Annotated in this window: 15 protein-coding genes; 4 read left to right on the forward strand and 11 right to left on the reverse strand. The window is 65.5% G+C overall.

Annotated features, from left to right (window positions below):
- Positions 1–100 precede the first annotated feature (100 nt).
- Positions 101–253 (forward strand): hypothetical protein, encoded by a 153-nt coding sequence (locus ASC75_RS26445; RefSeq protein WP_184117380.1) that lies wholly within the window; start codon positions 101–103, stop codon positions 251–253.
- Between the two features lie 245 nt (positions 254–498).
- On the forward strand, positions 499–1,617 hold the full coding sequence (locus tag ASC75_RS12370; protein WP_082496537.1) for a Glu/Leu/Phe/Val dehydrogenase dimerization domain-containing protein: 1,119 nt from the start codon (positions 499–501) through the stop codon (positions 1,615–1,617).
- Between the two features lie 144 nt (positions 1,618–1,761).
- On the opposite strand, the gene ASC75_RS12375 is transcribed toward ASC75_RS12370, so the two are convergent.
- Genes ASC75_RS12375 through sdhC form a run of 6 tightly spaced genes read right to left on the reverse strand, consistent with a single transcriptional unit; the run spans position 1,762 to position 6,314 of the window.
- On the reverse strand, positions 1,762–2,400 hold the full coding sequence (locus tag ASC75_RS12375; RefSeq protein WP_055975227.1) for a DUF480 domain-containing protein: 639 nt from the start codon (positions 2,398–2,400) through the stop codon (positions 1,762–1,764).
- Positions 2,401–2,431: 31 nt separating this feature from the next.
- Entirely contained in the window at positions 2,432–3,211 is a 780-nt protein-coding gene (locus ASC75_RS12380; protein ID WP_055975230.1) for a succinate dehydrogenase iron-sulfur subunit, read from the reverse strand.
- On the reverse strand, positions 3,199–3,663 hold the full coding sequence (locus tag ASC75_RS12385) for a DUF3052 family protein (protein WP_055975232.1): 465 nt from the start codon (positions 3,661–3,663) through the stop codon (positions 3,199–3,201). Before ASC75_RS12385 ends, ASC75_RS12380 begins: the two co-directional genes overlap by 13 nt.
- A gap of 3 nt (positions 3,664–3,666) precedes the next feature.
- A complete protein-coding gene (sdhA, locus tag ASC75_RS12390; RefSeq protein WP_055975236.1) occupies positions 3,667–5,496 on the reverse strand; it encodes a succinate dehydrogenase flavoprotein subunit in 1,830 nt (609 codons plus the stop codon).
- A 4-nt stretch (positions 5,497–5,500) separates the two neighbouring features.
- A complete protein-coding gene (gene sdhD, locus ASC75_RS12395) occupies positions 5,501–5,896 on the reverse strand; it encodes a succinate dehydrogenase, hydrophobic membrane anchor protein (RefSeq protein WP_055975238.1) in 396 nt (131 codons plus the stop codon).
- Between the two features lies 1 nt (position 5,897).
- Complete coding sequence (gene sdhC / locus ASC75_RS12400) at positions 5,898–6,314, reverse strand: succinate dehydrogenase, cytochrome b556 subunit (protein WP_055975515.1); 417 nt, start codon at positions 6,312–6,314, stop codon at positions 5,898–5,900.
- A 420-nt stretch (positions 6,315–6,734) separates the two neighbouring features.
- Between sdhC and ASC75_RS12405 the strand changes: the two genes are divergently transcribed.
- Complete coding sequence (locus ASC75_RS12405; RefSeq protein ID WP_055975240.1) at positions 6,735–7,091, forward strand: hypothetical protein; 357 nt, start codon at positions 6,735–6,737, stop codon at positions 7,089–7,091.
- A gap of 7 nt (positions 7,092–7,098) precedes the next feature.
- Here ASC75_RS12405 and ASC75_RS12410 read toward each other — a convergent pair whose 3' ends face one another.
- The 4 genes from ASC75_RS12410 to ASC75_RS12420 form a co-directional block, all read right to left on the reverse strand.
- Entirely contained in the window at positions 7,099–8,310 is a 1,212-nt protein-coding gene (locus tag ASC75_RS12410) for a GGDEF domain-containing protein (protein ID WP_055975244.1), read from the reverse strand.
- Between the two features lie 165 nt (positions 8,311–8,475).
- The gene (leuC, locus tag ASC75_RS12415) at positions 8,476–9,885 is read right to left on the reverse strand and encodes a 3-isopropylmalate dehydratase large subunit (RefSeq protein WP_055975247.1); all 1,410 of its coding nucleotides are present in this window, start codon (positions 9,883–9,885) and stop codon (positions 8,476–8,478) included.
- A 67-nt stretch (positions 9,886–9,952) separates the two neighbouring features.
- Positions 9,953–10,105 (reverse strand): hypothetical protein, encoded by a 153-nt coding sequence (locus tag ASC75_RS25980; RefSeq protein ID WP_162244913.1) that lies wholly within the window; start codon positions 10,103–10,105, stop codon positions 9,953–9,955.
- Positions 10,106–10,168: 63 nt separating this feature from the next.
- Positions 10,169–11,062, reverse strand: coding sequence for a haloalkane dehalogenase (locus tag ASC75_RS12420; protein ID WP_055975250.1), 894 nt, complete (start codon positions 11,060–11,062; stop codon positions 10,169–10,171).
- A gap of 72 nt (positions 11,063–11,134) precedes the next feature.
- On the opposite strand from ASC75_RS12420, the gene ASC75_RS12425 reads away from it, so the two are divergent.
- A complete protein-coding gene (locus ASC75_RS12425) occupies positions 11,135–11,617 on the forward strand; it encodes a MarR family transcriptional regulator (protein WP_210309440.1) in 483 nt (160 codons plus the stop codon).
- On the opposite strand, the gene ASC75_RS12430 is transcribed toward ASC75_RS12425, so the two are convergent.
- Complete coding sequence (locus tag ASC75_RS12430) at positions 11,614–12,162, reverse strand: MgtC/SapB family protein (RefSeq protein WP_055975257.1); 549 nt, start codon at positions 12,160–12,162, stop codon at positions 11,614–11,616. The two genes, ASC75_RS12425 and ASC75_RS12430, sit on opposite strands and share 4 nt — an antisense overlap.
- Between the last annotated feature and the right edge of the window lie 47 nt (positions 12,163–12,209).

Raw genomic sequence — 12,209 nt, forward strand, 5'->3', positions numbered from 1 at the left:
CCGGCGCAGGTGCCGTTCCGTCCAAGAATCTGCACTGGCCGGCCTCTAGTTTGCCGCCCGTACATCGAACTTGGTCCAGTCCAGTCACGAGGAAACGGGCATGCACCATCTTCAGTTCTGGAAGACTTTGAAGGCCCTGGCCGCGGCGGGGTTCAACCCGCGCGCGTTTCTGGCGCCGATGGCATCGGGCAGCAAGCTTCCAGGGCCGCCCGAGCCGAAACCGCCAAGGGAGCGGGACGAACGAAGGCGCTGAGGGCGCAGGGACCGTACGGATTGACAGGTCTGGCTGCAGAGCAAGCAAGCTGGGGGCAGTGGCAACTTGCGGCAGCACAGCGGCCGGGCGTCGGGTGGGCAGACCTGGCGTCCGGCCATTTTTTCGTTTGTTGCGCGGCAGCCCGCGCAAGCGCAACGCGCGGTCGCGGCGCGCCCTGTCTTCGAAACCAAAAATCGCCCGAAATGTTTACCCTCCAGGGGATCAGCCTACCGGGAGGAGCCCTCATGCTGAATGTCCTGGAACCGCGCCACCAGAAGCTTGCCGGCGCAACCACGCTCGAAATCACCGACATCACCGCAGACGTTGCCCGCCTCGACGGTTTCGACCGGCACGAGCAGGTCTGGCTCGGCCGCGACACCGCGCGCGGGCTGACGGCCATCGTCTCCATCCACACCACCGTGCTTGGCCCGGCGCTGGGCGGCACCCGCATCTGGCCGCATGTCAGCTTCGAGGCCGGCGTCATCGACGCGCTGCGGCTGTCGCGCGGCATGACCTTCAAGTCGGCCATTGCCGGCCTGCCGCTCGGCGGCGGCAAGGCGGTCATCATCGCCGACGCGAAAAAGGACAAGACGCCGGCCATGCTCGAGGCCTATGCGGAGATGCTCAACAAGCTCCAGGGCCAGTACATCACCGCCGAGGACGTCGGCATGACGCTCGCCGACGCCGACTTCCTCGCCGAGCGCGCGGCCAATGTCAGCGGCACCACCAAGGGCGGCAGCGGCAACCCCTCGCCCTTCACTGCGCAGGGCACCTTTGTCGGCCTCAAGGCAGCGCTGCGCCACCGCACCGGCAGCGACGCACTGTCGGGCGTCCGCGTCGCCGTCCAGGGCCTCGGCTCGGTCGGCTGGTCGCTGTGCGAAAAGCTCCATGCCGAAGGTGCCGTGCTCACCGTCTCCGACCTCGATGTCGCCAGGACCGCCCGCGCCGCCGAAAAGTTCGGCGCGATGGTGGTGTCCGGCGATGCCATCCTGTCGGCCGACGTCGACATCTTCGCACCCTGCGCGCTGGGCGGCATCCTGTCCGCCGAGACGATCCCGCAGCTCAAGGCCGGGATCGTCTCCGGCGCCGCCAACAACCAGTTGGCGACGGCCGAAGACGGCATGCGCCTGGTCGAGCGCGGCATCCTCTACGCCCCCGACTACGTCATCAACGCCGGCGGCGTCATCAACGTCGCTGCCGAGATGGCCGAGGGCGGCTACAGCGTCGGGGCGGTTTCCCCGCGCGTCGAAAAGATCGCCGACACGTTGGCCGCCATCTTCCAGCGCGCCGACCGCGAAGGCCGCACCACTGACGCGGTCGCCGAAACCATGGCCCGCGAGATCGTCGAAGCGGCACGGAAGTAAGCCATTAGCTCCCTTCTCCCCGCCCGCGGGGAGAAGGTGCCGGCAGGCGGAAGAGGGCAGCGCCGCCTCTGCGAACACCCACCCAATGCAAAACGGCCCGGCTGCTTCCGCAACCGGGCCGTTTTCAATTACCCTGCCAAGCGCCTAAGCCCCGGCAGCGTCAAGCCGTGCCTTCAGCGCCGCCACTTCTTCTTCCAGAAGCCGGACGCGTTCCTCGAGCTCAGAAACAGCGGGGGCGCTCACGCTCGGCGCCCGGCTTGCCGTGACAACCGCAGCGTCGACATCACCGGACAACAGATGCGCGAAGCGATCTTCGCGCTGGCCGGGTGCTCGGCCGATCTCCTTGACCAGCGCCGGCCTGCGGCCGATCAGCATGTCGAGTTCGCTGCGCACGGCGTCGGCATCGGCAAAGTTCGCCATGCGCTCAGTGCGGGCGAGCAGTTCGTAGACGGTCTGCGGTCCGCGCAGCAGCAGCAGGCCGATCAGCGCACTCTGGTTGCGCGTCAGCGAGAACTTCTGCGCCATCTGGTGTTCATAGCGCTCGACACGCGATGCGAATTGCTGCTTCGCCAGTCCCTTTGCCTGCAGCGAACCAAGCGTCCTGGTGATGTCGACCATCTCCAGGGCCATCACCGGCTCGCGCGACGTCTTCTGGTTGGCAGCAGCAACCAGCGCATTCGACGTCATCGGATAGACGTCAGGCGTCAGTTCCTTCTTCTCGATCAGGCAGCCAAGCACGCGTGCTTCGGCTGGAGTAAGGTGGGGAAGGTCCGTGTCCGTCATATGCGCTGTTGCCTCAAGCCGATCGACGAAACTACACCCGGCGTTCGACCATCATCTTCTTGATCTCGGCGATCGCCTTGGCCGGGTTCAGCCCCTTGGGGCAGGTCTGGGCGCAGTTCATGATGGTGTGGCAGCGATACAGCCGGAACGGATCCTCGAGATCGTCGAGGCGCTCGCCCTTGGCCTCGTCGCGGCTGTCGATCAGCCAGCGATAGGCCTGCAGCAGCACGGCCGGGCCGAGGTAGCGGTCGCCGTTCCACCAGTAGCTCGGGCAAGAGGTCGAGCAGCAGGCGCACAGGATGCACTCGTAGAGGCCGTCGAGCTTGGCGCGGTCTTCATGGCTCTGCAGCCATTCCTTCGCCGGCTCCGGCGACACAGTCTTCAGCCACGGCTCGATCGAGCGGTGCTGAGCGTAGAAATTGGTGAGGTCGGGCACCAGGTCCTTGACCACCGGCATGTGCGGCAGCGGGTAGATCTTCACCGCGCCCGAAATGTCGTCGCAACCCTTGGTGCAGGCCAGCGTGTTCGAGCCGTCGATGTTCATCGCGCAAGAACCGCAGATGCCCTCGCGGCACGAGCGGCGCAAGGTCAGCGTCGGGTCGATCTTGTTCTTGATGTAGAGCAGGTGGTCCAGCACCATCGGGCCGCAATCGTCGACGTCGACGAAATAGGTGTCGATGCTCGGGTTCTCGCCATCGTCCGGCGACCAGCGATAGATCCGGTATTCGCGCAGGTTGGTTGCGCCCTCGGGCTTGGGCCAGGTCTTGCCCTGCCTGATCTGCGAGTTCTTGGGGAGCGTTAGTTCGACCACGATCGGTTCCTCACAGCTTGGCGCAGTTCCTTGCGGATGACGAGCTTGAGCCCGCTCCACACGGCGTCCACGGCACAGACCTTGACGTCCACCAGCCCCTCGGGCAGCGCCACGTCGCGAATGACATCTTCGGTGATGTCGGTGGCGATCTTCGACGCCTTCTTGGGCCAGGAAATCCAGACCGCGCCGTCGGGCGCGATCATCTTCTTGAAAGTCCCGACATTGTCGTCGAGATCGGCACGGCGCCGCGTGAAGGCGTGCACCACGTCGTGGCCCCCGCCTGCCTCGCCCAGCGCCGGCCAGTCGGTCAGCGTCTTGACGGCGAAGTCACGCGCCGTGGCCAGGTCGCCAAGCGCGTCCGGCAGGCCGACAAACACCACGCTCTGGCCGTCCTTCAGGCCGAGCTTCGCCGCAAGCGGCGTTGGCGAATATCCTGCTGCCGCCGACGCCATGGCTCAGTACACGCGCGCCTTCGGCGCGATCTTGGCCAGGCTGATGCCGCCGTCTTCTTCCTTGAGCAACGGCTCGGTGTGCACCGGCCGGTAGGTCAGCGTCACCTCGCCATTTTCGGCGACATTGGCCAGCGTGTGCTTGCGCCAGTTGGCGTCGTCGCGCGCCGAGAAGTCCTCACGGGCATGCGCGCCGCGGCTTTCCTTGCGTGCTTCGGCGCCATAGACGGTGGCGATCGCGTTCGACATCAGGTTCTCGAGTTCCAGCGTCTCCACCAGGTCCGAGTTCCAGATCATCGAGCGGTCGAAGACCTTGATGTCCTTCATCTCGCCCCAGATCTGGGAGATGCGCTTGCAGCCCTGCTCCAGCGATTCCTGCGTCCGGAACACGGCGGCGTCGTCCTGCATCGCGCGCTGCATCTTCTCGCGCAGAACCGCCGTCGGCGTGCCGCCATTGGCGTGCCGCAGGCGATCGAAGCGGTCCATGATCTTTTCGACCGATGCCGCGTTCGGCGCCTGGATCGGCGCGTTGCGGTCGACCACTTCGCCGGCGCGGATGGCGGCGGCGCGGCCGAACACCACGAGGTCGATCAGCGAGTTGGAGCCGAGGCGGTTGGCGCCATGCACCGAGGCGCAGCCGGCCTCGCCGACGGCCATCAGGCCAGGAGACACCTGGTCCGGATTGCCGGCTGTCGGGTTCAGCACCTCGCCCCAGTAATTGGTCGGGATGCCGCCCATGTTGTAGTGCACCGTCGGCAGCACCGGGATCGGCTCGCGGGTCACGTCGACGCCGGCGAAGATCTTCGCCGATTCCGAGATGCCGGGCAGCCGCTCGTGCAGCACCGCCGGATCGAGGTGGTCGAGGTGCAGGAAGATGTGGTCCTTGTTCTTGCCGACGCCGCGGCCGTCGCGGATCTCCAGCGTCATGCAGCGCGAAACCACGTCACGCGAGGCCAGGTCCTTGGCCGACGGCGCGTAGCGTTCCATGAAGCGCTCGCCCTCGGCGTTGACGAGATAGCCGCCTTCGCCGCGCGCGCCTTCGGTGATCAGGCAGCCCGAGCCGTAGATGCCGGTCGGGTGGAACTGCACGAACTCCATGTCCTGCAGCGGCAGGCCGGCACGCGAGGCCATGCCGCCGCCGTCGCCGGTGCAGGTATGCGCCGAGGTCGCCGAGAAATAGGCGCGGCCGTAGCCGCCGGTCGCCAGCACCACCATCTTCGCCGAGAAGCGGTGGATGGTGCCGTCGTCGAGGTTCCAGGCCACGACGCCGGTGCAGGTGCCGTCCGGCTCCATGATCAGGTCGAGGGCGAAATACTCGATGAAGAACTGCGCGTTGTTCTTCAGCGACTGGCCGTAGAGCGTGTGCAGGATGGCGTGGCCGGTGCGGTCGGCGGCAGCGCAGGTGCGCTGCACGGGCGGGCCGTCGCCGTAGTTCATCATGTGGCCGCCGAACGGCCGCTGGTAGATTTTGCCTTCCTCGGTGCGCGAGAACGGCACGCCGTAGTGCTCGAGCTCGTAGACGGCGGCGGGTGCTTCGCGCACCAGGTATTCCATGGCGTCGACGTCGCCGAGCCAGTCCGAGCCCTTGACGGTGTCGTACATATGCCACTGCCAGGAGTCAGGCCCCATGTTCTGCAGCGAGGCGGCAATGCCGCCCTGTGCCGCGACCGTGTGCGAGCGGGTCGGGAACACCTTGGTGATGCAGGCGGTCTTCAGGCCCTGCTCGGCCATGCCGAGCGTGGCGCGCAGGCCGGCGCCGCCGGCGCCGACGACGACGACGTCGAACTTGTGGTCGACGAATGTGTAGGCGGATGCTCCGCTGGTCTTGCTGGCCACCGTATCAGCCTCCGAATGCGATCTTGAGCAGGGCGAACAGCGAAGCCGCACCCACCACAATGGTGAAGAAGGTGTTCAGCATGAGCAGGGCAAGCTTGCCGCCCTCGCCATGCACATAGTCCTCGATGACGATCTGCATGCCGAGCTTCATGTGGTAGAGGCCCGAGATCAGCACCAGCGCCATCACCAGAGCCACCAGCGGATTGGCGAGCGTGGCGCGCACGGCGGCGTAATCGGCGCCGTTGAGCGCGATCAGCAGGCCGACGAAGATCAGCATCAGCGGAATGTTGGCGACCGCCGTCAGGCGCTGGCGCCAGAAATGCAGGGTGCCTTCGCGGGCGGAACCCAGGCCGCGCACCTTGCCGAGCGGCGTGCGCATGTCGTTGTTGCTCCCGCTCATGTCAGGCTCCCCGAACCATGTAGCCGACGATCCAGACCAGCGCGGTCACCACCACGGAGGCGACCACCGTCGCCCAGGCGATCTTCGACGCGGTGTGCTTCTCCAGGCCCACGCCGGTGTCCCAGACCAGGTGGCGGATGCCGCCCATCATGTGGAATACCAGCGCCCAGGTGTAGCCGAGCAGCACCAGCTGGCCGAACCAGCTGCCGTAGATCCCGCTGACGAAATCGAAATATTCCTGCGACGTCGCCGCCGCGATCAGCCACCAGGCGACCAGCAGCGTGCCGAAATACAGCGCGCCGCCGGTGATGCGGTGCAGGATCGACGTCGTCATGGTGATCGGCGGGCGATAGACGGTCAGGTGCGGCGACAATGGCCGCGCACGCGATGTGGCTTGGGTGGCTTGTGATTTGCTCATGGCTCCCCCGGTCTGCATCCGAGCGTGGCTATGTTTGAATACGGCGCCGCCGCACCGTTTTGCGACGTCGGACTGCGCGCTTTCTAATGTGCTTTTTGCACCGCGTCAAAGACCAAAAAACCGTTCAGGCGCACCTATTTAGTCGCATCGCGGCTTCAATCGATTGAACGCCGATTGGAGCTACCCGCCTGGGTAAGTGGGGGATCGGCGACCGGGCACGGGTAACAGCCAAGGCCTCCCCATTGGGGCGAGCGACGCCCTACCCGGTCGGGTGAGTCGCAACCTGCCGGTCGCATCGGGGCAGAATTAACCATGTTCGTTAATCAGTGCGGCCCCGACCGTGCCGGCCTCTTAACAAAGATTAAGAAAAGGTTAAGGTTCGAATCGAAACTTCGCGCCGCAAACCATGGAGATTGCGCGATGCGCCTCCCGTTGGCTTTCCTCGGAACTGCGTCCCTCGCACTCGCGGCGACGATGGCCTTGGCGACACCTGCCGTTTCCGGCGGCTGGGACCATGACCGCGTCTACGCCGATTCGTTCGGCAATCTGGTGGTCGACAGCGCTGCCGGCTACAAGCGCATCGTCGTCGGCCAAGGCCATTCGGCACGCCAGTTGGCCGAATACACCGGCTCCGCCAAGCCAAAGGTCGTCTATCTCGACGAAGGCCGGCGCGCCGCGCGGCATTGCTACCGGCCGCCGATGCTGCTCAAGGGCCGCAGCTACATGTATGGCTTCTCCGAGGGAGAAATCCCCCAGCCCGGCCTGCGCTGCTACTGATTTCGGGTCAGGACTTGCCGCCGAAGGGCACGATGTTTGACTCGGCGTGCATCTCGACGACGCTGCCGGAGGCCACCCGCACGCAGTCGCGCCCGTCCTTCTTGGCTTCGTAGAGTGCTGCGTCCGCGCGGCGCATCAGCTGGTCGATGAACTCGCCGGTGACCAGTTCGGCCACGCCGAAGCTCGCGGTGAACCGTTGGTTCGACGGCAGCCCTTCGATCGGCAGGGCCGAGAACGCGCTGCGCGCGCCTTCGGCGAACAGCCGTGCCGCCGCCAGGTGCGTGCCGGGCAGGATGATCGCGAACTCCTCGCCGCCGATGCGCCCGGCGATGTGATGGCCCACCTTGGATTCGTGGATGAAGCGCGCGAACGCCTCGATCACCCGGTCGCCGGACAGATGGCCATAGGTGTCGTTGATCGACTTGAAATGGTCGAGGTCGGAGATCACCAGCGTCACCGGCAGGCCCTGGCGCTCCGCCTCGCGTAGCGCAATCGCCGCCTGGCGCTGGAAACCGCCGCGGTTGAGCAGGCCCGACAGCGCGTCGGTCTCGGATTTCTGCGTTGCATCGGCAAGGATGTCGCGGACCAGGATGACCAGCAGCATCAGCGCGATCGACAACGCAAACACCGTGCCCAGCGCCTGCGAAATCATCGCATAGGTACTCTGCAGATATTGATGCGGATCGGAACCGGAGCCGACGGCTAGCGCCAGATAGGGCTTGGAAAAGAACTGCAGCGCACTCGCCAGCAGCACGCCGGCGAGGCCGTAGTCGAACTGGCTGAGCTTGTCCCGCGACCTGAGCACGATCGCCGCCCCCATCGCCTGCACCGCGGCATAGGGCGTCTGGAACATCATCATCCTGAGCAACGAATCGCGCGGCAGGCCCTGCGTGATATAGACGGCCACCGTGGCCGCCACGACGAACACCAGCATCGTGCGCCAGGGCGGCGGCACCTCGTAGCGACGCGCCAGCCCGACATTCATGATGCACAGCGTCGCCAGGAAGGCGGCGAAATTGGCGGTGACGATGGGCCTCGTGTTCTCGAACCACGGGATCGAGAATTCCGTGCCGATATAAAGCAGGCCGGTCAGGTAGCAGAGCGCGAACCAGCGCGCCGAAGCGCGCTTGGCGTCATAGATCGAGATCGCCATGAACGCCGCGGCCAGCAGGCCGGCAACGAACACGTTGATCGCGAGAATGAACTCTGCACCACTCATCGTCTGGCGTCGTCTCCCACCTCCGGACCAAACCATATCGGGGAGAAAAAGACGTTAACATGACCCCACGGAAGCAGAAGCTTCTCGACATCCTCAACAAAATGAAAAGGCGGCGGGCTCGCGCCCACCGCCTCGAATTTGACAGGCCGATATCGCCCGCGCTGGTCAGTGCCAGTCGCGGATGTCGACGAAATGGCCGGCGATTGCCGCTGCCGCTGCCATGGCCGGCGACACCAGGTGGGTGCGACCCTTGAAGCCCTGGCGGCCCTCGAAGTTGCGGTTCGAGGTCGAAGCGCAGCGCTCATGCGGCTTGAGCCGGTCGTCGTTCATGGCCAGGCACATCGAGCAGCCCGGCTCGCGCCAGTCGAAGCCGGCGGCAACGAAGATCTTGTCCAGGCCCTCGGCCTCCGCCTGCTCCTTGACCAGTCCCGAACCCGGCACGATCATCGCGCTGACGGTCGACGCCACCTTCTTGCCCTCGACGACCTTGGCGACGGCGCGAAGGTCCTCGATGCGGCCATTGGTGCACGAACCGATGAACACGCGGTCGACCGCGATGTCGGTGATCTTGGTGCCGGCGGTCAGGCCCATATAGTCGAGCGCGCGCTTCTTGGAGTTGCGCTTGGCCTCTTCCTCGATCACTTCCGCGTCCGGCACCACGCCGGTGACGGCGACGACGTCCTCGGGCGACGAGCCCCAGGTGACGATGGGCGGCAGCTTGCCGGCATCGAGCACGATGATCTTGTCGAAATGCGCGCCTTCGTCTGTGTGCAGCGTCTTCCAGTAGTCGAGCGCCATGTCCCACGCCTTGCCCTTCGGCGCGCGCGGTTTGTCCTTGACGTATGCGTAGGTCGTCTCGTCGGGCGCGATCAGGCCGGCGCGGGCGCCACCCTCGATCGACATGTTGCAGATCGTCATGCGGCCTTCCATCGACAGCGCGCGAATCGCCTCGCCGGCATATTCGATGACGTAGCCGGTGCCGCCCGCGGTGCCGATCTCGCCGATGATGGCGAGCACGATATCCTTGGCGGTGACGCCTTCCGGCAACTGGCCGTCGACACGCACCAGCATGTTCTTGGCCTTCTTCTGGATCAGCGTCTGGGTCGCCAGCACGTGCTCCACTTCAGACGTGCCGATGCCGTGGGCCAGCGCGCCGAACGCGCCATGCGTCGAGGTGTGGCTGTCGCCGCAGACGATGGTCATGCCCGGAAGCGTAAAGCCCTGCTCGGGGCCGACGATGTGCACGATGCCCTGGCGCTTGTCGTTCTCGGAGTAATATTCCACGCCGAAATCGGCCGAGTTCTTGGCCAGCGCCTCGACCTGGATGCGGCTTTCCTCGTTCTTGATGCCGTTTTTGCGGTCCGGCGAGGTCGGCACGTTGTGATCGACGACGGCCAGCGTCTTCTCGGGGTGACGCACGGTGCGGCCGGTCATGCGCAGGCCTTCGAAGGCCTGCGGGCTGGTCACTTCGTGCACCAGATGGCGGTCGATGTAGAGCAGGCAGGTGCCGTCGTCCTGGCGGTCGACAACGTGGTCATCGAATATCTTGTCGTAGAGGGTACGCGGTGCGCTCATGATCTTGGATCCGTCGATGGCAATAAATGAAAATGACCGGCCGAAATGCCGGAAGGAGCCCGTCGGCTCAGGGAAGTCGGCAGCTTAGCGCGCCGGAAATGCGGGCAAAGAACCGGGCCGGCAGGCGCTTGTGGTCCTGCAGCACGAAACCTTTGTAGGCCGGATCTCCAAAGAGCTCTTCCATAAGCGGCTCAATATCAATCTTTTGACGTTCCGGCAATCGGCTGCTTGCCCGGGCAGGCTGACCGGCGACCTGAGACCGCCAGACAGGGACACGCAGGGCTCAAGCTGTACGCGCCAACGCCTGGGCATTCGCTCGCAATCCGTGCCGGTCTGCCCACCCGGCAATGGCTGCGGCAATCGCCTCGGGCTGATCCTCTGGCGCTGCATGCCGCGCCGGCCCGCAATTCTCGACCTCGATGCCGGCGATGTTCTCGGTACACCACGCGGTCATCTCCGCACCTATCATCAGCGTCTCGGGCGACCCCTCGAAGGTCAGAAGCAGCTTGGGCACATCCGGACTCTCGGCCAGCCAGCGGTCATAAGCCTCGATGCGGGCGATCACATCGGCCGGCTCGCCGTTGATCGGCATGGCGCGCGGCCATGCCAGCAGCGGCCGCCGGCTGTCGCGTGTCGGATAGGGCTTGCGGTAGGCGTCGAGGTCTTCGTCGCTCAGCCCGTTGAGCACGGTCGCACGCAGGGCGAACTCGATGAAGAAGTTCTCGTCCAGCACCTTGGCCTCGCCGGTGCCCGCGCCGCGCAGCGCCTCGTAGCGCGGCCTGGCACTGTCGGGAAAATCGGCCCATGTCATCGGCCGCACGATGGTCTCCATCACGGCAACCCCGCGCACTCCACCGGGATGCCGCGCCGCCCGGTCGAAGGCCAGTGCCCCGCCCCAGTCGTGGCCGACCAGAACGACCTCCTCCAGCCCCATCGCCTCGAACCAGGCGTCGAGATAGCGGGCGTGGTCGTCGAAGCTGTAGGCGATGTCAGGTTTGCCGGAATTGCCCATGCCGATCAGGTCGGGCGCAAGGCAGCGCACATTGGCGCCCATCCCAGGCAGCACGTTGCGCCACAGATAGGACGAGGTCGGGTTGCCGTGCAGAAAGACGAACGGCACGCCATGGCCAATGTCGACATATGAAATCTCGGAGTCGAGTACGCTGATGTTCGGCATCCGGCTTCCCTTCCCGCCCGGCAGATAGTAAGGTACCTGTCTATATATCATTTGGTCAGGCAGCTGTCTATCTTGAAGGAAACGATTCCCGACAATCCCCCGCTCGGCCTGTTGCTGCGCCTCGTCCACCAGCATTGGACCCAGGCCGTCGACAATGCGCTCGATGCCGCCGGCTTCGGCGACATCCGTCCGCCGCATGCCAACGTCTTCACCTTCACCCCGCCGGAAGGCATCCAGGTGAGCGAACTCACCAAGCTCGCCCATGTGCGCAAGCAGACCATGACGCAGGCGGTCGAGGAACTGGAAAAACTTGGCTATGTCGAGCGCCGGCCCGACCCCAACGACCGCCGAGGCCGGCTGGTCTTCCTCACCGAGCGCGGCAGAGCGGTGCGTCCTATCGCCTCCGCCACCGGCCGCAAGGTCGACGAACGCTGGGCCGAACTCACCAGCCCGGAGGAAATGGAGATGCTGCGCCAGGCGCTCAAGCTGCTGTTCGAGAAGCTGCGCGACGACCAGCCGGCCGGTGCGGTGTCGACATCGAGGTCTGATAGCTAGGCCCGCTTGCTCTTTGCCGGGGCCTTGCGCGCCTCGGGCTTCTCGTCACGCTTGTCCTCGCTGAGGTCGAATTTCACTTCGAGCGAGTGCATCAGCCCGAGCACGACGAGCACCAGCAGCGTACCAAAGCCGGCGATCTGCCAGAAGCCGAGCCCGGCGGCCAAGCCGATCGCGCCGGCCAGCCACATGCCGGCCCCTGTGGTCAGCCCCTGCACTTCGCCGCGCGCAAACAGGATGGTTCCGGCTGCCAGGAAGGCGACGCCCGCCGTCACCGCCTCGACCGCGCGGATCGGGTCGACCTTGACCATCTCCTTCATGCCGCCCGCCGCGAACATCGGCGCATGCACGATCTCGATAGTCAGGATGCCGAAGGTTGCCGCGGCAACGCACACCAGCACATGGGTCCTGAGGCCCGCCGGCCGGTTGCGCCATTCACGCTCGAAGCCGATCACCGCGCCGAAGATCGTGGCCAGCAAAAGCCGCGCCACGATGACGGGAAAGGATGTGTAGGTCGGGTGGCCGAATTCCTCGACAAGCTGTTCCATGGCGCCTCTCGCTGGTTCGGCCCCCAACGCGCCGAGACAGCCGAGGT

Origin of the sequence: Aminobacter sp. DSM 101952, from assembly GCF_001424795.1 — a bacterium.
In the GTDB taxonomy this organism is placed as follows: Bacteria; Pseudomonadota; Alphaproteobacteria; order Rhizobiales; family Rhizobiaceae; genus Aminobacter; species Aminobacter aganoensis.